Source organism: Streptomyces sp. NPDC005722, assembly GCF_040630935.1.
In the GTDB taxonomy this organism is placed as follows: domain Bacteria; phylum Actinomycetota; class Actinomycetes; order Streptomycetales; family Streptomycetaceae; genus Actinacidiphila.
In genome coordinates this window covers 38,370-59,332 of the sequence record NZ_JBEXYN010000050.1, presented here as the reverse complement: position 1 = coordinate 59,332, position 20,963 = coordinate 38,370, and the positions used below count along the sequence as shown (strand labels likewise).

Genomic DNA, 20,963 nt, shown 5'->3' with positions numbered 1-20,963 from the left:
GCCCCCGGGATCCCCGGGGGCGGGCCACCACGCCGTCGCGTTCCCGGGGCGGCCGCCGTCAGCCGAAGACCACGCAGGACGCCGCGGGCACCGCCACCGAGCCCGCGAGCTTCGGCGTACCGGTGGCCGGGTCCACGTCGAACCAGCTGACGTCACCGGAGCGTTCGTTGGCTGCGTAGAGCCGCTTGCCCGAGGGGTCGAGGGTCAGGTGGCGCGGCCAGTCGCCGCCGCAGTCCACCGTCTCCACCAGCTCCAGCCCGTCGCCGCTCTCGTCGACGGACAGCACGGCGATGCTGTTGTGGCCGCGGTTGGCGGCCCAGGCGAACCGGCCGTCAGGCGAGACGACCAGCTCGGAGGGGTAGTTCGGGCCGCCGGCGTCCGCGGGCAGCACGGAGACCTCGGCGACGGGCTTCAGACGGCCCACCTCGGCGTCCCAGTGACAGACCGTCACCACGGAGTCCAGCTCGTTCATGACGTAGGCGCGGTCGCCGCGGGGGTGGAACGCGAGATGGCGCGGGCCGGTGCCGGAACGCAGCCCCATCTCGCGCTCCACCTCCAGCTCACCGCTGTCCGCGTCGAGTTCACAGACGCGCACCGAGTCCGTGCCGAGGTCCACGGTGAGCACCCAGCGCCCGGAGGGGTCGGGCAGCACCATGTGGGCGTGCGGGCCCTCCTGGCGCTCGGGGTCCGGGCCGTCGCCCTCGTGCTCCATGACGTGGCGCGGCGAGCCCAGCGCCCCGCGGTCGTCGACCGGCAGCACGCTGACCGTGCCGGAGGCGTAGTTGGCGGTGAGCAGGTGCCCCCGGTGCAAGCACAGGTGGGTGGGCGCGCCACCGCCCACCGGCACCGTGGCGCCCAGCGGTTCGGGGCGGGCGGGGTCGGCCAGCGAGAACGCGGCCGCGCCGCCGTCCTCGGCGTGCTCGCTGACGGTGTAGAGCAGGCCGCGGTCCTCGGAGAGCACGAGGAAGGAGGGGTCCTCCACCGCGGAGTCGGCGCGCAGCACCGTCAGCGCTCCCGAGTCGGGGTCGACGGCGGCGGTGGTCAGTCCCTTGCCGCCCGCCGAGGTGAACGACCCGATGTAAACGTGCCCGGCCACTGCCGTACCTCTTCCGCAGGTTGTCTGTACGGCGGCTGAGAGTAACGCAGTGGCCGGAAACCGATCCCGCTGCCCCCGTCACACGAGCGTCTCGCCGCGGGCGAGGGCGAGGGACTCGGGGTGGTGGACGTAGGCGGGGGTCAGCTCACCGGTGTCGTAGTAGCGGTGGAAGACGCCGGTGGCCGAGCCGGAGATGGGCGGCACGATCCACGACCAGTCGGCGGGCACGGGCCGGCCCTTGCGCTCCTCCCGTTCGATGTGGGCGAGGAAGCGCCGGGACTCGGTGTGGTGGTCGGTGATGCTGACGCCGACGCTGTCGAAGGAGTGCAGGACGGCCCGGTTGAGCTCGACCAGGGCCCGGTCGCGCCAGAGCGAACGGTCGCTGCCGGTGTCCAGGCCGAGCCGGTCGGCGAAGCGCGGCAGGAGGTCGTAGCGGTCGGCGTCGGCGAAGTTGCGGGCGCCTATCTCGGTGCCCATGTACCAGCCGTTGAAGGGGGCGGCCGGGTAGCAGACGCCGCCGATCTCCAGGCACATGGAGGAGATGGCCGGGACGGCGTGCCAGCGCAGGCCCCACTCCGCCAGCCAGTCGAGCTCCGGGTGGGCGATCGGCACCTCCAGCACGGCGTCGGCCGGCAGCGGGAAGTGGCGCGGTGGTTCGGCTCCGCCCTGCACGACCAGGGGCAGGACGTCGAAGGGCGTGCCGGGGCCGCCGGGCCAGCCGAGTTGCCGGGCCACCTCGGTGATGCCGGTGTTGCCGGGGTCGCCGACGACACCGCCGTCGGGGCGGGGGTAGCCGGCGTAGCGGATGAGCTGGTCGTTCCAGATCCTCGGGCCGGGACGGTCGGGCGTGTCCGGGGCGAAGACGGTGATGACCGGGCGGATCCGCCCGCCGTTGGTCGCGACCCTGAGGTGGGCGGCGGCCTCCAGGGCCACCCCGCGCGCGGTCGCGACGTGGCGGCGGTCGCGGACCTGGAGGGAGTTCCAGTACAGCCGCCCTATGCAGCGGTTGCTGTTGCGCCAGGCGACCCGTGCGCCGAAGACGAGTTCCTCGTGGGTGTGCCGGTAGGTGCCCGTCGCGTCGATCTCCGCGAGTACCGCGGCCAGCCGCTGCTGCGGGTCGCCGGCGGCGCCGGGCAGTTCGCGGTGGTACTGCCGCAGGAAGTCGGTGGCCAGCGCGCGGACGTCCACGTCCTTGTGCCGGACGGCCGGGGCGGCGTCCGGGCCGTCCGCGCCGTCGACGGGGCAGGAGGCCGCCGCCCGCTCGGGACGTCCCGCGCCGGCGGCCTGCGGGGCCGCCTCCTCCGCGGCCTGCGGATGGCCCGCCGGGCAGCCGGCCAGCGGCTCCGGGCCTTCCATCCGCTGGTGCTCCGCCGCGGGCGGGACGCGGGCCGGCCCGGTACGCCGTTCGCTCTTCCCCCCGGTACGGCGCAGAAATCTCAGCACGCCTGGCACCCCCAAGACCGTCCTGCGTGAACCGTTTCCGCACGGCCCACGGGTACGGCACGAGACTGGAATCGGTCTCACCACTCGTCCGGAGTCAGTCATCCTGGCACGCCGGGCCGAACGGAACGCCCTATCGGGTGAATTGACGACATCACGACCCAGGTTGGACGCAATCCGGTCACATGACGACCGTGACCGGTCCCGTTCGGCCCGGGGGCGCACACGAGGCCGGCACGCACGCCCGGCGCCGCCGACCGGCCTCCGTGCACCGCGGGCACGCCGCCCAGGCGCCTCCGAGCAGCGCGCGGGGCACGGCCTCAGACGGGCTCGGCGGCGGTCTCCCGGCGCGGGGAGGCGCCGAGGGGGACGACCAAGCCGGTCAGGGCCGCCTCGAGGCCGCGCAGGTGCTCCAGGGCCCGGTCGGCGTGCGGGTGCGGGCGCGCCGTCCCCGCGGCCGCCCCGGGCGCGGGCACGACGCTCCCGGCTGTGCCCGGGGGCACCAGGCGCCGGACGGCGGTCTCCACGCGGTGGCACGCCGCCGTGAGGCGTTCGTCGTGGCAGGCGTGCGGATCGGCCACGACCTCCGCGAGGCCCCGGACCTGGCGGCCGCATTCGTCGAGCAGGGCGAGGACGGTACGGGCCCGGGCCCCGCGGTGCCGCATCGGGCTGAGGGGGTGCACCAGCGGGGCGACGGCGGACCGCACCCGCTCCAGGAGGACGTCGAGCTCGGCCACGTGCCGGGCCAGGTCGTCGCCCGGGCCGCCGGCGAGGTGGCGGGCGGCCTCGCCCGTGAACTCGTGGACCGCGTGCAGCGCGCGGCGGATCCAGGCGTCGGTCGCCGCGTGGGTGGTCACCGGCAGCACCACGAGGACCGCGACGGCCGCGCCCAGGGCGCCGATGGCGGTCTCCCCCAGCCGCAGCGCGAGCAGACCGGGGTGGAGGATGCCGAGCAGGCCGTAGAGCAGCCCGGCCATCAGGGTCACGAAGAACATCATCCAGCTGTACGAGACCGGGGCGGTGTAGAAGATCCCGAAGACGCACACGGCGACGAGAGCGGCGGTCGGCGCGGGCGCCCCGTGCAGCGGGAGCGCCACGGCGAGCCCGGCGGCGATGCCGGTGACCGTGCCCAGGACCCGGCGGAAGCCGCGTACGAGGGTCTCGCCCCGCGAGGTGGTGTTCACGAAGATCCACCAGGCGGTGCCGACCGCCCAGTACCAGCGGTCCTCGGACAGCGCCTGGCCCACCGCCACCGCGATGCCGCCCGCGAGCGCCGCCTGGAACGCCTGCCGGGTCGTCGGGCGGCGCAACCCCCGCGGCTGGGGCAGGACGACGGCCCGCGCCGGGACGGCACCGCGCTCGTAGCACCACAGGCCGAAGCGGACGAGGGCCGCGCAGCCCAGTCCGAGGCCCACGGCCGCGTACAGCCCGGGCAGCAGGGCGGGAGAGGCCCGCAGGAACTGGGCGACGAAGAACATCATGAAGGCGAAGACGCCCAGTGCGTGGCCGCGCGGCCCCCAGCGACGGGCGTAGACCCCCGCGAAGACGACCGCGAGGAAGGTCGCGTCCCGTGCGCCGGGGTACGGGTGCAGCCACGCGGCCAGCGCGAGGACGGGGAGGCCCGCGGCGGGCATCAGGGCGGTCGTCACGGCCTGGCGGGCCGGGCCCGGGTCGGCGACGACGAACAGCGCGAGCAGTGCGGCCAGGCCGCCGGTCACGACGGCGGGCAGCGGCAGCCCGGCCGCCGTCACGGCGGCGACGGCGGCCGCGATGCCCAGGACCGCGCGCGAGGCGGCGCGCAGGCGCGCGCGCCCCGGGTCCGGTGCGATGAACATCCGCCTCACCACGTGCCCGCCCTGCCCCCTCGTCGTGTCGCGGCGCATGTCCACGCATGGAAAAGGCGCTGCGGGGACCCTTGCCTGCCGCAACGCCATCGTCGCTCCCAGGAGAACATCCTCCGGGCCCATGGCTCAACCGGATGCGTTTCGACTGGGCCATTGGCCCGGCCGCCGCGTGCGCGGCCTGGGCCGGGCCGGACCACTGGCCCATGCCGGAACGCCCATTCGGCGTATATTGAGGAGAAAGGCGGACGCATTGACACATAAAAGTCGATCCCGCCTTTAACGGCGCCTGACGAACCAAACTCACCGGATCCGCCCCAGGAGGGGCTCGAGTCGTATCCGACCCGTCCGGAGGAGGACGCGATGAGGGACGTTGCGAGCGAGCGGGACGTGGACCGTCCCGGAACCATCGAGCGGGTCGTGACACTCGACGTCAACGGCCGGTCCTACACCCTGCGCCTGGACACGCGGGTCACGCTGCTGGACGCCCTGCGGGACCGGCTGGGCCTGACGGGCACCAAGAAGGGGTGCGACCAGGGCGCGTGCGGGGCGTGCACCGTGCATCTCGACGGCAGGAGAGTGCTGTCCTGCCTGACGCTGGCGGCCCAGGCCGAGGGCCGCGCGATCACCACCATCGAGGGCGTCGCGGGCCCGGAGGGACCGCATCCGGTGCAGCAGGCCTTCATGGACCACGACGGCTTCCAGTGCGGCTTCTGCACCCCCGGGCAGATCATGTCCGCGGTGGCGCTCATGGCCGAGGGCCGGACCGGCTCCGACGCGGACATCAGGGAGTTCATGAGCGGCAACCTGTGCCGTTGCGGCGCCTATCCCAACATCGTGGCCGCGATACGAGAGGCGGCGGCGGCCGGGGGAGGTTACGATGCGCACCTTTGAGTACGTACGGGCCACCGACACCCAGGAGGTCGTGCGGATGCTGGCGGAGGACCCGTCGGCGTCCTGCCTCGCGGGCGGCACGACCCAGCTGGACCTGATGAAGGACGGCGTCCTCGGGCCGCCGACTCTGATCGACATCACCCGCCTCCCGCTGCACGGCATCGAGCGCCGCGGCGAGTCGCTCCACGTGGGGGCGCTGGCCACGATGGAGGAACTGGCCGCCGACGCCACGGTCGCCGAGCGGCTGCCGGTCGTACGCGAGGCCCTCCTGCTGGCCGCGTCGGTGCAACTGCGGAACATGGCCACCATCGGCGGCAACCTGCTGCAGCGCACCCGCTGCCGGTACTTCCGCGACCCGGCCGTCCTCGAGTGCAACAAGCGCGCACCGGGCACCGGCTGCGCGGCCGTGCAGGGCGCGGCCAGGATGCACGCCGTGCTGGGCGTGAACGAGAACTGCATCGCGCTGCACGCCTCCGACCTCGCCGTCGCACTCGTGGCACTGGACGCGGTCGTGCACGTCCAGGGGCTGTCGGGCCGGCGCAGCGTCCCGCTGACGGAGTTCTACGTGACGGCCGACGAGAGTCCCGAGCGGGAGAACGTCCTGCAGCACGCCGAGCTGATCACCGAGGTCGAGATCCCGCTCCCGCCGCCCTCCGCCCGGTCGGGGTACCTCAAGGTCCGCGACCGTGTGTCGTACGAGTTCGCGCTGACCTCGGCCGCCGTGGTGCTGGTCGTGGAGGACGGCACGATCCGTCAGGCCCGGGCCGGGCTGGGCGGCGTGGGCTCGAAGCCGTGGCGGGCGTACGAGGCCGAGCACGTGCTGACCGGCGCTCCCGCGACGACGGCCACGTTCCAGGACGCCTCCGAGGCGACGATGCGCGACGCGTGGACCGTGCCCGGCACGGCGTTCAAGGTGCCGTTGGCCCGCCGGACCCTCGTCCGCGAGCTGCAGACAGTGTCAGGGGTGACGGCATGAGCACGGTCGAGAGCAGGCCACTGGTCGGCGCCGGCGTCAACCGGGTCGACGGACCGCGCAAGGTCACCGGCACCGCCCCCTACCCGATGGACTTCAGCGTCCCCGGCCAGGCCTACGGCGCCCTGGTGCAGAGCACCGTCGCCGCGGGCCGGATCGTCCGCATGGACACCGAGGAGGCCGAACGCGCACCGGGCGTGATCTCCGTGCTCACCCACGAGAACGCCCCCCAGGTAGGAACGGGGCCCGCGTCGGTGCTCGGCGAGTCACCGCCCGCACCCTTGCGCAACGACCGGGTCATGCACCACGGGCAGCACATCGGCTTCGTGGTGGCCGAGACGCCGGAACAGGCCGCCGCGGCCGCACGGTTGGTGCACGCCGAGTACGAGGCCGCCGAGCCGCTGCTGGACCTGCAGGACCCTAGGGCGCAGCATCTGGTGGACCCGTGGGAGATGGACCACTCGCGCGGGGACGTCGCCGCCGCCCTGGAGTCCGCGGACGTCGTCGTGCGCGGGACGTACTTCACGGCGGACAACACCAACAACCCGCTCGGGCTGTTCGCCACCCTCGCCGTGTGGGAGGGGGACACCCTCACCGTCCACGACACCAGCCAGTGGCCCTCGATGGTGCGCACCACGCTCGCCATGGTGTTCGGCATCCCCGAGAGCTCGGTACGGGTGCTGGTGCCCTACGTGGGCGGCGGCTTCGGCGCCGGGCTGCGGGCGTGGCCGCACGTGATCCTCACCGCCATGGCGGCCCGGACGACCAAGCGCCCGGTGAAGCTGGTGCTGACCCGGCCGCAGATGTTCACCTCCGTCGGGCACCGTCCCAGCGGGGTGCAGTGGCTCAGCGTGGGCGCGACGCGCGACGGCGAGCTGGTCGGCCTCGACCACCGCAGCCTCAGCTCGCTGAGCATGGAGGACAACGACTACGAACCCTTCTCCCACGGGACCGCGTTCGCCTACCGCTGCCCGAACGTGGTCACCCGGGACGAGCAGGCCAAGCTGAACATCGCCGTGCCGACCTCGATGCGCGCCCCCGCGGAGGCGCAGGGCTGCCACGCGCTGGAGTCGTCCCTCGACGAACTGGCCTACACCCTGCGCATGGACCCGCTGGACCTGCGGATGCGCAACCACACAGAGGTCGACCCGCGCAACGGGTTGCCGTGGTCCGGCAAGGCGCTCATGGAGTGCTACGAGGTGGGCGCGCGGCGCTTCGGCTGGGCCGACCGGAACCCGGAGCCGCGGTCCATGCGCGACGGGAACTGGCTGGTCGGCTTCGGCATGGCGAGCGCGATGTTCCCGTACTTCGCGACGCCCTGCATGGCCGAGGCCACCGTCAACCGCGACGGCAGCGCCTTCGTGCGCAGCGCGGCGACCGACATCGGCACCGGTACGTACACCGTGATGGCGCAGCTGTCCGCCGAGGAACTGGGCCTGCCCCTGGACAAGGTCCGGTTCGACCTCGGCGACTCGGACATGCCCGACTCCATGATGGCCGGCGGCTCGGGCCTGACCGGTGCGCTCGGCAACGCCGTGCACGACGCCTGCCGCAGGCTCGTGGGGCTGTTCGCGGAACTCGCCCGCGGGGACGCCGACTCACCGCTGCTGGGTGCCTCCCCCGAGGACGTCGAGGCCTCCGGCGGCCGGGTCCAGCTCATCGGCCGCCCGGACCGCGGGGAGTCGTACGCCGACATCCTCTCCCGGCACGAGCTGCCCCAGCTCACGGCGACCGGGAGCAGCACGCCCCCGAAGCCGGCCGACATCGGCATGTCCCTGGCCGGGGCGTACGGCGCGAAGTTCGTGGAGGTACGCGTCGACGCCGACCTCGGACTCGTCCGCGTCGCCCGGGTGGTGTCCGCGATCGACGGCGGTCGCATCCTCAACGAGAAGACGGCCAGGAGCCAGATCATCGGCGGGACCGTCGGCGGGATCGGCATGGCCCTCTTCGAGGACACGGTCACCGACCCGCGTACCGGCCGCATCGCCAACGGGACGTTCGCCGACTACCTCGTCGCCGTCAACGCCGACATCCCCGAGCTGGACGTGGTCTTCGTCGGTGAGCCCGACCGCGGCACGCCGACCGGCACCAAGGGCGTCGGCGAGGTGGGCCTGGTCGGTATCGCGCCCGCCATCGCCAACGCCGTCTACCACGCCACCGGGAAGCGGATCCGCGACCTGCCGATCACCATCGACAACCTGCTCTGAGCGGCGCGCGGGCACGGGCCGGCGGATACGTCGGGCCCGTTCCCGTGACGCCCCGGACCCGAGGAGGCCGCGCCCCGTGCCCGCCGACGAGCTGGACGCCCGGATCCTGGCGCTGCTGCTGGAACAGCCGCGCACCAGCGTGCGCGAGTACGCCCGCGTCCTGGGTGTGGCGCGCGGAACCCTGCAGGCGCGGCTGGACCGGCTGGAACGGGACGGGGTGATCACCGGGTACGGCCCGCGGCTGTCGGCCGAGGCCCTCGGGTACCGGGTCCTGGCCTTCGTCCACCTGGAGGTGACCCAGGGGCACCTGGACGCCACGGGCGCGGCCCTGGCCGCCGTCCCCGAGATCATCGAGGCGTTCTCGATCACCGGCGGCGGGGACCTGCTCACCCGGGTGGTGGCCCGGGACGCCGCACACCTGGAGGACGTGATCCAGCGGCTGGTCCAGGTGCCGGGCGTGGTGCGCACCCGTACCGAGGTCGCGCTGCGCGAGCGGGTGCCGCAGCGGATGCTGCCGCTGGTCCGGGAGGTCGGCCGGGACGCGGCGGCCGGGCGCACGCCCTGATCACCGGCTTGGCATGCTGGGGACATGACGCTCCCCGCGGTGATATTCGACCTCGACGGCACCCTCGTGGACAGCGAGCCCAACTACTACGAGGCGGGCCGCCGGCTGCTGGCCGCGCACGGCGTGGACGACTTCACCTGGGAGCAGCACCGGCGCTTCATCGGCATCGGCACCAAGGAGACGCTGGAGACCCTGCGCGAGGAGTACGGCCTGTCGGCGTCCGTGCAGGAGCTGCTCGACGCCAAGAACCGGCTCTACCTGGAGCTGGCGCGCGGGGCGACCGACGTGTTCCCGCAGATGCGGGCGTTCGTCGAGCTGCTGGCGAAGGCCGGGCACCCGGTGGCGGTGGCCTCGGGCTCCTCGCGGGAGGCTATCGGGGCGGTGCTGGCGGCCACCGGGCTGGACGTGCTGCTGACGACCGTGGTGTCGGCGGAGGAGGTCGAGCGCGGCAAGCCCGCCCCGGACGTCTTCCTGGAGGCGGCGGCCCGACTCGGCGTGGACCCCGCGGACTGCGTGGTCGTCGAGGACGCGCCGCCCGGCGCCGAGGCGGCGTACCGGGCGGGCATGCGCTGCGTCGCCGTCCCCTACCTGACGGCGCAGGCCGACGACGCCGCCTTTGCGACGGCCGGTCTGCTGGTGCGGGGAGGGCAGAGCGCCTTCGACGCCTGGGCGGTCATGGCCTGGCTGACGGCATGACAGCCTGACGCGCGCGGGCCTCGCAACGGTCACCCCAGGAAGCTCAGCCGCACCTGGCGCCGGGGGTTGTCGCGGTTGGTGTCGACGAGGACGACGGACTGCCATGTGCCGAGTTCGAGCCGGCCGCCGATCACCGGGAGCGTGGCGTGCGGCGGGACGACGGCGGGCAACACATGGTCACGGCCGTGGCCGGGGCTGCCGTGGCGGTGGCGCCAGCGGTCGTCGGCCGGCAGCAGGTCGTGGAGCGCCGCCAGGAGGTCGTCGTCGCTGCCCGCGCCGGTCTCGATGACGGCGATCCCGGCGGTGGCGTGCGGGACGAACACGTTGAGCAGCCCGTCGCGTCCGTGGGCGACGTCGTCGAGGAAGTCGGCGCAGGCGCCGGTCAGGTCGTGGACCGTCTCCCGGCTGCCGGTGGTGACGTCGATGGTGCGGGTGGAGAAAGCGTCGGCCATGTGACCATGGTGGCCCACGCCGCGGCCCCGTGCGTGCGCGGGTGGCGACGCGCGTTCCGGCGCGTTCCGAGGACCGAGACGCCGTTGACGCCATCCGGACGGCCTGGCTACGGTCGTCCGCATGTCGCGTCCCGTTCTGCTCACCACGCGCGGTCACATCGACCTGCTGCGGGTGGCCTCCGCCGCCTGTCGCCGCGGCTGCTGACGCTTCCCCACCTTTTCGCACGCTCTCCTTCCGACGTGCCCTCCGCGCCTCTTGTGCGCCCTTCCCGCACCGCCGCCGTACGCGTTCCGTGACGAGTCGCAGCGCCCGCACCCCGGCCTGCGCCTGACGGGCCGCGCGTAGGGACGGGCGTGCGTGCCCGCTCGCCGCCTCCCCCATGTGGAGCCCTCTCATGAGCATCAGCAAAGCGCCACCGGACATATCCCCTGTATCAGCAGACGTCCCTCCGGACGTACCGGACGCACCTCCTGCCCTCCGGCCCGCGGCCGCTCCCGGACTGCGGCCCGTGGTCCCCGTCTCCGCCCGCCGCCGTTCGCTCCCGCGCTGGCTGCGGCGCGCGACGGGCCCGCTGCTGCTGCTCGCGCTGTGGCAGCTGCTCAGCGCGACCGGTGTGCTGCGGCCCGAGGTGCTGGCCTCGCCGGGCACCATCGCCGGCACGGCCGCCGACCTCGTGACGAGCGGTCAACTCGGCTCCGCCATGGCGGTGTCGCTGCAGCGGGTGGTGTCCGGGCTGCTCCTCGGCGGCGCGGCAGGCATCACGCTGGCCCTGGTGTCCGGGCTGTCCCGGCTCGGCGAGGACCTGGTCGACGCGAGCGTGCAGATGCTGCGCGCGGTGCCGTTCGTCGGCCTGATCCCGCTGTTCATCATCTGGCTCGGCATCGGCGAGGCCCCGAAGGTCACCCTCATCGCCCTCGGCGTCGCCTTCCACCTCTACCTCAACGTCTACGCGGGGATCCGCGGCGTCGACGAGCAGCTGATCGAGGCCGGCACCTCGCTCGGGCTGTCCCGCCGGGGGCTGGTCCGGCACGTCGTCCTGCCGGGCGCGCTGCCCGGCGCGATGACGGGGCTGCGCTACTCACTCGCGACCGCGTGGCTCGCGCTGGTCTTCGGGGAGCAGATCAACGCCTCCGACGGCATCGGCTTCCTGATGACGCAGGCACGGGACTTCCTGCGGACCGACGTGATCGTGGTCTGCCTCGTCGTCTACGCCTTCCTCGGCCTCACCGCCGACATCGTCGTCCGCGCTCTCGAAAGGCTGCTGCTGCAATGGCGACCGACCTTCACCGGCCAGTGAGCCACGACGCGCCGCCCCCGGCGGCGGACGGCCCGGCGGCCGTACGCGTGGCGGGGCTGACCCGCTCCTTCGGCGGCCGGCGCGTCATCGACGGCCTCGACCTCACCCTGCGGCCGGGCGAGTTCACCGCGCTGCTCGGCCGCAGCGGCTGCGGCAAGAGCACCCTGCTGCGGGTCCTCGCCGGGCTCGACCGGGAGATCGAGGGCACCGTGCTGGTGCCGGACAGGCGTGCCGTCGCCTTCCAGGCGCCGCGGTTGATGCCGTGGAAGCGGGTGTGGCGCAACGTCCTGCTCGGACTGCCGGGACGGCCCGGACGGGCCTTGGCGGAGGCGGCCTTGGAGGAGGTCGGGCTGCGACAGCGTTCCGGCGCCTGGCCGAAGACGCTGTCGGGCGGCGAGGCCCAGCGTGCCTCACTCGCCCGGGCGCTGGTGCGCGAGCCCGATCTGCTGCTGCTGGACGAGCCGTTCGGCGCGCTGGACGCGCTGACCCGCATCCAGGCGCAGCGGCTCGTCGCCGAGCTGTGGCAACGCCGCGGCTGCGCGGTGCTGCTCGTCACGCACGACGTGGACGAGGCCCTGCTCCTGGCCGACCGCGCCCTGGTCATGCGGGACGGGGTCATCGCCCACGACGCACCGGTCGCGCTCCCCCGCCCCCGCGACGCCGGCGATCCGGGTCTCGCCGCCCTGCGCTCACGCTTGCTGGCCGAACTCGGCGTCGCCGCCCCGGCGTCCGCCGGTGCGGCCTGACCGCCCTCACGAGGAGGAAGCCGAACCCATGACGGACACCATCCGGCGCGTCACGCCGGCCCTGCTGCTCCCGCTCGCCCTCCTGCTCGCCGCCTGCGGCGTCTCCACGGCCGACACCTCCGTGGGCGGCACCGGTGACGGCACCGACGGCAAGGGCACGGTCACCTTGAACGTCGGCGACCAGAAGGGCGGTTCCGAGGCCGTCCTGAGGGCCGCGGGCGAACTCGACGAGCTCACCTACCGGATCAAGTGGTCCACCTTCACCTCCGGGCCACCCCTGCTGGAAGCAGTGAACGCCAAGGCCGTGGACATCGGCGGGGTGGGCAACACCCCGCCGGTGTTCGCCGCCGGCTCCGGCTCCCGGATCACGGTCGTGGCGGCCTCGCACGGCTCCTCCGAGGGCGAGGCCGTCGTCGTCCCGAAGGGCTCGGCGCTGAAGCGGCTCGCCGACCTCAAGGGCCGGCGCGTCGCCGTCGCCCAGGGCAGTTCCGCGCACTACCAGCTGATCACCTCACTGCGGGCCGCCGGGTTGTCCCTCGACGACGTGGACGTCAGTTATCTGCAGCCCGCCGACGCCCTGGCGGCCTTCAGCGGCGGCAAGGTCGACGCCTGGGCGATCTGGGACCCGTACACCTCCCAGGTGCTGCGCGGCCACGGCGCGCGCGTCCTGACCACCGGTACCGGGCGCGTCAATGGGCTCGCCTTCCAGGTCGCCGCGCCGGGGGCGCTCGCCGACGAGGCGAAGTCGGCCGCCATCGGCGACTACCTGCAGCGGCTGCGGCGCGCCCAGGAGTGGGTCGCCGGGCACCCCGAGGAGTGGGCGAAGGTGTGGGCCGAGGAGACCGGGCTGCGGTACGACGTGGCCCTGGACTCGGTGAAGCGCACCAACGGCACCCGCGTCTCGGTGGCCGTGGACGACGCCGCCGTCGCCTCCGAGCAGGAGATCGCCGACACCTTCGAGGAACTGGGGCTGATCCCGCGGCACGTGGACTTCGCCGCCTTCGTCGACCGGCGCTTCAACGCCGGCCTGCCCGCATCCACCACCGCCGCACGCACCCACTGAGAGGGGCCGCACATGTCCGTGCACCTGCACTGGTTCCTGCCCACCGGCGGCGACGGCCGCACCCTGGTGGACCGGCACGCCTACACCGACGGCGGCGTGAAGCGCTCGCGCGTCACCCCGGTCTCCGGGGTGCGCGCGCCCGACGTCGCCTACCTGGCGCAGATCGCCAGGGCCGCCGACCAACTGGGTTTCGAGGCCGTCCTGACGCCCACCGGCACCTGGTGCGAGGACGCGTGGCTGACCACGGTCGCGCTGTCGCAGCACACCGAACGGCTGAAGTTCCTGGTCGCGTTCCGGCCCGGGGTGGTCTCGCCGGTCCTGGCGGCGCAGATGGCGGCGACCTACCAGCGGATCACCCGCGGCCGCCTGCTGCTCAACGTCGTCACCGGCGGGGACTCCGTCGAACAGCGCCGCTTCGGCGACCACCTGGACCACGACGCGCGCTACGCGCGCACCGACGAGTTCCTCTCGGTGGTGCGCGGGGTGTGGGGCGGCCTGCCCTTCGACTTCGACGGGGAGCACTACCGCGTCGAGGGCGGACTGACCGCGCTGCCGCCCGACCCGCTGCCGCAGGTCTTCTTCGGCGGCTCCTCACCCGCGGCCGGGCCCGTCGCCGCCCGGCACGCGGACGTCTACCTGACCTGGGGCGAACCGCCGGAGCAGGTCAGGGCGAAAACCGACTGGATCCGCGCCCTGGCCGAGGCGGAGGGACGCACCGTCCGCTTCGGCATCCGTCTGCACGTGATCTCCCGTGACTCCGCGAAGGAGGCCTGGGCCACCGCGGACCGGCTGCTGGACGACCTCGACGAGGACACGGTCGCAGCCGCGCAGGAGGCGCTGGGGCGCAGCGAGTCGGTGGGCCAGCAACGCATGCTGGCGCTGCACGGCGGCTCGCGCGACGGGCTCGAGATCTCGCCGAACCTGTGGGCCGGGGTGGGCCTGGTGCGCGGCGGGGCCGGAACGGCGCTGGTCGGCAGCCATGCTCAGGTCGCGGACCGGATCGAGGAGTACCACGCCCTGGGGATCGACCACTTCGTGCTGTCGGGCTACCCGCACCTGGAGGAGGCGTACTGGTTCGGGGAGGGCGTCATGCCGGAACTGGCCGCGCGGGGCCTGCTCGACAGGGTGCCGGCCGCACCCCTCGCGGGTGTCCCCGCGGCGAACGGCCGTCCGGCGTCCGCACCCGGCGGGGCGCCGCTGCTGCTCTCCGGAGGGCGCTGACGGTTGCCGCGCGACGGGGGGCGGCTGTCCTGATCCGGGCGGCCGCCCCCCGATTGGTCTGGACCACTTGCCGCCCCTCGGGATAGGGTCGGCAGCGCCCGCCCGAGCGCCAGAGGGGGACTCCACGTGTACGCACCGCACCGCGTCGCCGCGCTGGTCGACGTCTGCCTGCTGCCCGTCGGCCGGACCCGCAGACCGCCGGAGTGGCTCCGGCGCGGACTGGAACGCGCCGGGGCGGTCACCATCGGGGTCCCCGCCGCCCTCAGCGGGCCCGCGGTCACCGAACTGCTGCGGGACGAGTTCGGCGACGGCGCGGTCGTCATCAGCGAACCGCTCGACACCGACGAGGTCGTGGAGGGCTGGGGCGTGCCCGGCGCCGCCGTCCTCGCCTGGCTCTCGGGCGTGGACCTGCTCCAGCTCGGCCCCGGCTGCGGCACGGGCGTCCTGGAGGCCATCCGTACCGCGGCCACCCGCGCGGTCGCCGACGGCGACCTGCCGCTGTCCCGCCTGGAGGAGGCCGCCGCGCGGGTGGCCCGGCTGCGCCGCGAGGTGACCGCGGGAAGCTTCCGCGAAGGCGCGTAGTTGGTGGAAACGTGAACCATGTGGACGTGGACGTCGCCGTCATCGGGGCCGGGCAGGCCGGGCTGTCCGGTGCGTACTTCCTGAGCAGGGCCGGGATGCGGCCCGACGAGGACTTCGTCGTCCTCGACCACTCCCCCGGCCCCGGCGGCGCCTGGCAGTTCCGCTGGCCGACGCTGACGTACGGCAGGGCGCACGGGGTGCACTCGCTGCCCGGCATGGAGCTGGAGGGCGCCGACCCCGACCGGCCGTCCGCGGAGGTCGTCGCCGAGTACTTCGACCGCTACGAGCGCACCTTCGACCTGCGCGTGCACCGCCCGGTCGACGTCTCCACGGTCCACGAGGGGCCGGACGGGCGGCTGCTCGTCGAGACCGACGCCGGCACCTGGGCGGCCCGCGCGCTGCTCAACGCCACCGGGACCTGGGACCGGCCCTTCGTGCCTCGCTACCCGGGCCAGGAGACCTTCCGCGGCCGCCAGCTGCACACGGCCGGGTACCGCGGGCGCGAGGAGTTCGCGGGGAAGCACGTGATCGTCGTCGGCGGCGGCACCTCCGCCGTCCAGCTGCTGATGGAACTCCACGAGCCGGGCGGCGCGGCGGCGACGACCTGGGTCACCAGGCGGCCCCCCGTCTACCGGTCCGGCCCCTTCGGGGAGGACCAGGGACGGGCCGCGGTCGCGCTCGTGGAGGAGCGCGTCAAGCAGGGCCTGCCGCCCCAGAGCGTCGTCAGCGTGACGGGGCTCCCCATGACCGAGGCGATGGAACGCGCCCGCGAGCGCGGCATCCTCGAACGCCTCCCGATGTTCGACCTGGTCACCCCGGACGGCGTGAGCTGGGCGGACGGCCGCCACGTCGCTGCCGACGTCATCCTGTGGGCCACCGGTTTCCGTGCCGCCCTCGACCACCTGGCCCCGCTGCACCTGCGCGGGCCCGGCGGCGGCATCCGTCTGGAAGGGCTCACCCAGGTCGCCGGCGACCCCCGCGTCCACCTCATCGGCTACGGCCCCTCCGCGAGCACGATCGGCGCCAACCGGGCCGGCCGCAGCGCGGTCCGCGAGATCCGCGCCTACCTGCGGGGACGACAGGCCGGAGCCCTGGACGCGCCCGGGACGCCGGAGCCGGTGGCCGCAGCGGGCTGACGGCGGGCCGCTCGCACCCCGTCACGGGTCCCGCACGGACCGCGCACCCCGCCTGGAGGGATCAGCGGGCGGTACGGCCGCCCTTGCCGAGGGTGGAGGCCCGGACGACGAGTTCCGGCTGGAAGACGATGCGCCGGTGCTCGTGCTCCTCGGCCGCGTCCCCGGTCTCCTCGATGAGCAGGTCGGCCGCCGCGCGGCCCATCCGGTACGCGGGCTGCCGCACCGAGGTGAGCGGCACCGCGGCCGCCGCCGCGAACTCGATGTCGTCGTAGCCGACCAGCGCGATCTCCTCGGGCACCGTGATGCCCGCGGCGTACAGCGCCTGCAGCACGCCCAGCGCGAGCAGGTCGTTGGCGCAGAAGACGGCGGTCGGGCGGTTCGCCATCCCCAGCAGACGGGCGCCGGCGTCGCGCCCGGAGGGGACGTCGAGCCGCTCCGCCTCGATGTGCGCCAGGGACCCGGCGGGGAGCCCGGCGGCGGCGAGCGCGTCCAGGGCGCCGGTGCGCCGGTCCTGGCACTGGGCGAGGTGCATCGGACCGCTCACGTAGACGATGCGCTCGTGGCCGCGCTCGATGAGGTGGTCGACCGCCAGGCGGCCGCCCTCGATGTCGTCGACGGACACCGAGCAGGCCTCGGCGCTCGGTACGACGCGGTCCACGAAGACGAACGGGATGCCGTGCCGCCGGAAGGAGGCGATGTTGCGGCCGCTGGTGTCCGCGGGCGTCACCAGGACGCCGCGCACCCGCTGCTCGGCGAAGAGCCCGAGGTAGTCGGCCTCCTCCGAGGGGCTCTCGCCGCTGTTGCAGAGCATCACGCCGAGCCCGGTCTCCCGGGCGGCCCGCTCGGCCCCCGAGGCGACGTCCACGAAGAAGGGGTTGGCCATGTCGAGCACGAGCAGCGCGATGATCCTGCTGCGCCCGGCCCTCAGCTGCCGCGCGGACTCACTGCGGACATAGCCCAGTTGCTCGATGACCGACAGCACGCGAGCACGCGTGTCCTCGGAGACCATGTCGGGCCGGTTGATCACGTTCGACACCGTGCCGACCGAAACACCCGCCTGCCGGGCGACGTCCTTGATCCCCACCATGCGTGTCACGAGTTCCGCCCTACCTCCTGCCGCCGGCCCGCCGCAGGCCGCGGGTTCATGCTACGCATACGTGACGGCGTAGGTGCCCACTGTGTCCGGGCGGCCGAACGGTGACGGTGGAGCGGAACCGTGTGTTCCGGAACGGAACGGGGGCCTCCGGGGGCGGGGCGGATCGCCGGCCGGGGCAGTGCCCGGCGACGTCACGCCAGGTGGAAGACCTCCGCGAGCGGGCGCATGGCCTCGTCGGGCCTGGCCCCGTCCAGCGCTTCGAAGAAGTCCCCCATCTCCGCCTGCCAGCGGGCGTTCACGTCGGTCGCCGCCATGGCCTCCTGCGCGGCTGCGAAGTCCTCCGTCTCCAGGTAGCCGACGAGCAGGCCGTCCTCGCGCAGGAAGAGCGAGTAGTTGTGCCAGCCGGCGGCGGAGAGCGCCTCCAGCATCTCGGGCCAGACGGCGGCGTGGCGCTCACGGTACTCGGCGAGCCGGTCCTTGCGGACCTTCAACAGGAAACAGACGCGCTGCACGCTCGGCCCTGGCCTCTCGGGTCTGATATGAAAGGTTTCAATCGATGGCAGGGACGTTAGGACACCCCGACATGGCTCGTCAATGGCACCCTCCGCGCCGCACAGACATCCGATCTCTACCCCACGACGCGGTGCGAATACGGCAGTATGAGCCCACGGGTGGCCGTGCCGACCGTGAGGAGGCCGCATGCGCGTAGCACTGTTCGTCACTTGCGTGAACGACACGCTGTACCCCGAGACGGGGAAGGCCGTCGTAACCCTGCTGGAGCGGCTGGGGGTGAGCGTGGACTTCCCCGCGGCGCAGACCTGCTGCGGCCAGCCGCAGTTCAACACCGGCTACCGGCACGAGACGGAGCCCCTGGTCAAGCGGTACGCCAAGGCCTTCGAGGGCTACGACTACATCGTCACACCGTCCGGCTCCTGCGCCGCGATGGTGCGTGACAACTACCCCCGCATCGGCGAGCGGGCCCGCGCCGAGGGACGCGGCGAGGGCCTCGCCGCGCTCGCCGCGTCCGTCGTGCCGCGCACCTACGAGCTGACCGAGTTCCTCACCGACGTGCTCAAGGTGACGGACGTCGGCGCCTACTTCCCCCACCCCGTCACCTATCATCCGACCTGTCATGGGCTGAGGATGCTGGGGCTGGGCCGCCGCCCGCAGGAACTGCTCAGCCATGTGAAGGGGCTGGAGCTGGTCGAACTGCCCGGCGCCGAGGAGTGCTGCGGCTTCGGCGGCACCTTCGCCGTCAAGAACGCGGCCGTCTCCGCCGCCATGGGCGCGGACAAGGCCCGCAACGTCACCTCCACCGGCGCGCGCGCCGTGTGCACGGTGGACAACTCCTGCCTGATGCACATCGGCGGCACCCTCGCCCGGCTCGGCTCCGAGGTGCGGCCGGTCCACCTCGCCGAGATCCTCGCGTCGACCGAGGCGCAGCCCTACGGAGGCATCCGATGAGCGGCACCTACCTGGGCATGCCCGCCTTCCCCGTCGCCGCCGGCGAGGCCGTGCGCGACACGACGCTGCGCGACAACCTGAGGCACGCCACCCACACCATCCGGGACAAGCGGGCCCGCGCCGTCGCCGAACTCGACGACTGGCAGCAACTGCGGGCGGCGGGCAAGGAGATCAAGGACGACGTCCTGCGCCATCTCGACCACTACCTGGTCCGGTTGGAGGAGGCGGTCACCGGCGCGGGCGGCACCGTCCACTGGGCCGCCGACGCGGACGAGGCCAACCGCATCGTGACGGACCTGGTCCGCGCCACGGGCGAGACGGAGGTCGTCAAGGTCAAGTCCATGGCGACCCAGGAGATCGGCCTCAACGAGGCGCTCGCCGAGGCCGGGATCTCCGCCTACGAGACGGACCTGGCCGAGCTGATCGTGCAGCTCGGCGACGACCGGCCGAGCCACATCCTCGTGCCCGCGATCCACCGCAACCGCTCCGAGATCCGCGACATCTTCAACGACGCCATGGGCCGCTGGGGCCGTCCCGCACCCGAGGGCCTGTCGGACTCCCCCGCGGAACTGGCCGAGGCCGCACGGCTCCACCTGCGGGAGAAGTTCCTGCGGGCCAAGGTCGGCATCTCGGGCGCCAACTTCATGATCGCCGAGACCGGCACCCTGGTCGTGGTGGAGTCCGAGGGCAATGGCCGCATGTGCCTGACGCTGCCCGAGACCCTGATCTCGGTGGTCGGCATCGAGAAGGTGCTGCCGCGCTGGCAGGACCTCGAGGTGTTCCTGCAGCTCCTGCCGCGTTCCTCCACCGCCGAGCGGATGAACCCGTACACGAGCACCTGGACCGGCACCACCGACGAGGACGGGCCGCGCACCTTCCACCTCGTCCTGGTCGACAACGGCCGCACCGACACCCTCGCCGACGAGGTGGGGCGCCAGGCGCTGCGCTGCATCCGCTGCTCGGCCTGCCTCAACGTCTGCCCCGTGTACGAGCGGGCGGGCGGGCACGCGTACGGCTCCGCCTACCCGGGGCCGATCGGCGCCATCCTCACCCCGCAACTGCGCGGCACGGACACGGCGCTCGACGCCTCGCTGCCGTACGCCTCCTCCCTCTGCGGCGCCTGCTACGAGGTGTGCCCGGTCGCCATCGACATCCCGGAGGTCCTCGTACACCTGCGGGAACGCGTGGTGCAGGGCGGTGAGGTGACCCGGGCGGGCAACAAGGTGACGCTCCGGCCCGCCAAGGGACACGCCGCCGAGCGGGCGGCGATGCGCGCGGCACGCTGGACGCTGGACCATCCGGCTGCCCTGCGCGCCGGCCAGCGGCTGGCGTCGCGGACCCGCAGGTTCCACCCCCGGCGGCTGCCGGGGCCCGGGAAGGCGTGGACCGACACCCGGGACGTCCCGTCGGTGCCGGCGGAGTCCTTCCGCGACTGGTGGCGACGCACCCGGGGGCCGGGCGCCACAGGCACGGGCACCGGTACCGGTACCGGCACCGGCACCGGCACCGGCACCGAGAGCAGGGAGGGCACCAAGTGAGCACCCGCGACCAGGTCCTGGGGCGGATCCGCCGCGCCCTCGCCGACACGGAGCGCGAGACGGTACCGGCGCGCGGCGCGGTGGACCGCGGATATCTCCGCGTCCACGGGCGACGGGACGCGGCGGAGACCGCCGACCTGCTGGCCGAGAACCTCGCCGACTACCGCGCAATCGTCCACCGCGCCACCGGCGACGAACTCCCCGGCCGCCTCGCGGGCCTGCTCGCGGCGCGCGGCACCCGCCGGGTCGTCGTGCCGCCCGGCCTGCCGGAGCAGTGGCTCTCCGCCGTGCAGGGCGTGGAGCAGGTGGCGGACTCGGCCGGGCTGACGGCACGCGAACTCGACGCGGTCGACAGCGTCGTCACCGGTTGCGCGGTGGCGATCGCGGAGACCGGCACCATCGTGCTGGACGGCGGACCCGACCAGGGGCGGCGCAGGATCACCCTCGTCCCGGACCACCACGTCGTCGTCGTGCGCGTCCCGGAACAGGTCGTGGACTCGGTGCCGCAGGCGCTGGAACGGCTGGATCCCGTCCGGCCGTTGACGTGGATCTCCGGGCCCTCGGCCACCAGCGACATCGAGCTGGACCGGGTCGAGGGTGTGCACGGACCGCGCACCCTGGAGGTCCTGCTCGTGACGGACTGACCGCACGCCGC

General features: G+C 73.8%; 21 protein-coding genes. 15 read left to right on the top strand and 6 right to left on the bottom strand.

The genetic code is table 11. The annotated features are described in order from the left end of the window. Positions 1–58: 58 nt before the first annotated feature. The 3 genes from ABZ479_RS35710 to ABZ479_RS35700 all read right to left on the bottom strand — a co-directional run bounded on the left by ABZ479_RS35710 (position 59) and on the right by ABZ479_RS35700 (position 4,371). Positions 59–1,096, bottom strand: a complete 1,038-nt coding sequence (locus ABZ479_RS35710; protein ID WP_500465425.1) for a lactonase family protein — start codon at positions 1,094–1,096, stop codon at positions 59–61. 78 nt (positions 1,097–1,174) lie between these two features. Then, entirely contained in the window at positions 1,175–2,452 is a 1,278-nt protein-coding gene (locus ABZ479_RS35705; RefSeq protein ID WP_500465430.1) for a nitric oxide synthase oxygenase, read from the bottom strand. Positions 2,453–2,856: 404 nt separating this feature from the next. After that, positions 2,857–4,371, bottom strand: a complete 1,515-nt coding sequence (locus ABZ479_RS35700) for an FUSC family protein (protein ID WP_500465424.1) — start codon at positions 4,369–4,371, stop codon at positions 2,857–2,859. Between the two features lie 369 nt (positions 4,372–4,740). Here ABZ479_RS35700 and ABZ479_RS35695 point away from each other — a divergent pair, with 369 nt between their 5' ends. The 5 genes from ABZ479_RS35695 to ABZ479_RS35675 all read left to right on the top strand — a co-directional run bounded on the left by ABZ479_RS35695 (position 4,741) and on the right by ABZ479_RS35675 (position 9,712). Beyond that, positions 4,741–5,271, top strand: a complete 531-nt coding sequence (locus tag ABZ479_RS35695) for a (2Fe-2S)-binding protein (protein WP_500465423.1) — start codon at positions 4,741–4,743, stop codon at positions 5,269–5,271. Continuing rightward, positions 5,258–6,247 (top strand): FAD binding domain-containing protein, encoded by a 990-nt coding sequence (locus ABZ479_RS35690; RefSeq protein ID WP_500465422.1) that lies wholly within the window; start codon positions 5,258–5,260, stop codon positions 6,245–6,247. Before ABZ479_RS35695 ends, ABZ479_RS35690 begins: the two co-directional genes overlap by 14 nt. Then, positions 6,244–8,451, top strand: a complete 2,208-nt coding sequence (locus tag ABZ479_RS35685; RefSeq protein ID WP_500465421.1) for a xanthine dehydrogenase family protein molybdopterin-binding subunit — start codon at positions 6,244–6,246, stop codon at positions 8,449–8,451. The genes ABZ479_RS35690 and ABZ479_RS35685 overlap by 4 nt, the downstream gene beginning before the upstream one ends. Positions 8,452–8,527: 76 nt before the next feature. Then, on the top strand, positions 8,528–9,016 hold the full coding sequence (locus tag ABZ479_RS35680) for an Lrp/AsnC family transcriptional regulator (RefSeq protein WP_500465420.1): 489 nt from the start codon (positions 8,528–8,530) through the stop codon (positions 9,014–9,016). 24 nt (positions 9,017–9,040) lie between these two features. Next, positions 9,041–9,712 (top strand): HAD family hydrolase, encoded by a 672-nt coding sequence (locus ABZ479_RS35675; protein ID WP_500465419.1) that lies wholly within the window; start codon positions 9,041–9,043, stop codon positions 9,710–9,712. Positions 9,713–9,741: 29 nt separating this feature from the next. On the opposite strand, the gene ABZ479_RS35670 is transcribed toward ABZ479_RS35675, so the two are convergent. Beyond that, on the bottom strand, positions 9,742–10,164 hold the full coding sequence (locus ABZ479_RS35670) for a secondary thiamine-phosphate synthase enzyme YjbQ (RefSeq protein WP_499603106.1): 423 nt from the start codon (positions 10,162–10,164) through the stop codon (positions 9,742–9,744). Between the two features lie 121 nt (positions 10,165–10,285). Here ABZ479_RS35670 and ABZ479_RS35665 point away from each other — a divergent pair, with 121 nt between their 5' ends. The 7 genes from ABZ479_RS35665 (at position 10,286) to ABZ479_RS35635 (ending at position 16,210) form a co-directional block, all read left to right on the top strand. Next, the gene (locus ABZ479_RS35665; RefSeq protein WP_354795648.1) at positions 10,286–10,369 is read left to right on the top strand and encodes a putative leader peptide; all 84 of its coding nucleotides are present in this window, start codon (positions 10,286–10,288) and stop codon (positions 10,367–10,369) included. 190 nt (positions 10,370–10,559) lie between these two features. Next, entirely contained in the window at positions 10,560–11,462 is a 903-nt protein-coding gene (locus ABZ479_RS35660; protein ID WP_500465418.1) for an ABC transporter permease, read from the top strand. After that, on the top strand, positions 11,435–12,208 hold the full coding sequence (locus ABZ479_RS35655; RefSeq protein WP_500465417.1) for an ABC transporter ATP-binding protein: 774 nt from the start codon (positions 11,435–11,437) through the stop codon (positions 12,206–12,208). The genes ABZ479_RS35660 and ABZ479_RS35655 overlap by 28 nt, the downstream gene beginning before the upstream one ends. A gap of 28 nt (positions 12,209–12,236) precedes the next feature. After that, the gene (locus ABZ479_RS35650) at positions 12,237–13,271 is read left to right on the top strand and encodes an ABC transporter substrate-binding protein (RefSeq protein WP_500465416.1); all 1,035 of its coding nucleotides are present in this window, start codon (positions 12,237–12,239) and stop codon (positions 13,269–13,271) included. 12 nt (positions 13,272–13,283) lie between these two features. Further along, a complete protein-coding gene (locus ABZ479_RS35645; RefSeq protein WP_500465415.1) occupies positions 13,284–14,492 on the top strand; it encodes an LLM class flavin-dependent oxidoreductase in 1,209 nt (402 codons plus the stop codon). A 126-nt stretch (positions 14,493–14,618) separates the two neighbouring features. Further along, a complete protein-coding gene (locus tag ABZ479_RS35640; RefSeq protein ID WP_499603111.1) occupies positions 14,619–15,074 on the top strand; it encodes a hypothetical protein in 456 nt (151 codons plus the stop codon). 20 nt (positions 15,075–15,094) lie between these two features. Then, on the top strand, positions 15,095–16,210 hold the full coding sequence (locus ABZ479_RS35635; RefSeq protein ID WP_500465429.1) for an NAD(P)-binding domain-containing protein: 1,116 nt from the start codon (positions 15,095–15,097) through the stop codon (positions 16,208–16,210). A 61-nt stretch (positions 16,211–16,271) separates the two neighbouring features. Here ABZ479_RS35635 and ABZ479_RS35630 read toward each other — a convergent pair whose 3' ends face one another. Next, entirely contained in the window at positions 16,272–17,297 is a 1,026-nt protein-coding gene (locus ABZ479_RS35630) for a LacI family DNA-binding transcriptional regulator (protein ID WP_500465428.1), read from the bottom strand. Between the two features lie 200 nt (positions 17,298–17,497). Further along, the gene (locus tag ABZ479_RS35625) at positions 17,498–17,818 is read right to left on the bottom strand and encodes an L-rhamnose mutarotase (protein ID WP_500465414.1); all 321 of its coding nucleotides are present in this window, start codon (positions 17,816–17,818) and stop codon (positions 17,498–17,500) included. A gap of 187 nt (positions 17,819–18,005) precedes the next feature. On the opposite strand from ABZ479_RS35625, the gene ABZ479_RS35620 reads away from it, so the two are divergent. The 3 genes from ABZ479_RS35620 to ABZ479_RS35610 are packed head-to-tail and all read left to right on the top strand — an operon-like array spanning position 18,006 to position 20,952. After that, on the top strand, positions 18,006–18,770 hold the full coding sequence (locus ABZ479_RS35620; protein WP_500465413.1) for a (Fe-S)-binding protein: 765 nt from the start codon (positions 18,006–18,008) through the stop codon (positions 18,768–18,770). Beyond that, entirely contained in the window at positions 18,767–20,308 is a 1,542-nt protein-coding gene (locus ABZ479_RS35615) for a LutB/LldF family L-lactate oxidation iron-sulfur protein (protein ID WP_500465412.1), read from the top strand. Before ABZ479_RS35620 ends, ABZ479_RS35615 begins: the two co-directional genes overlap by 4 nt. Beyond that, positions 20,305–20,952, top strand: coding sequence for a LutC/YkgG family protein (locus ABZ479_RS35610; RefSeq protein WP_500465411.1), 648 nt, complete (start codon positions 20,305–20,307; stop codon positions 20,950–20,952). The genes ABZ479_RS35615 and ABZ479_RS35610 overlap by 4 nt, the downstream gene beginning before the upstream one ends. The last annotated feature ends 11 nt before the right edge of the window (positions 20,953–20,963 follow it).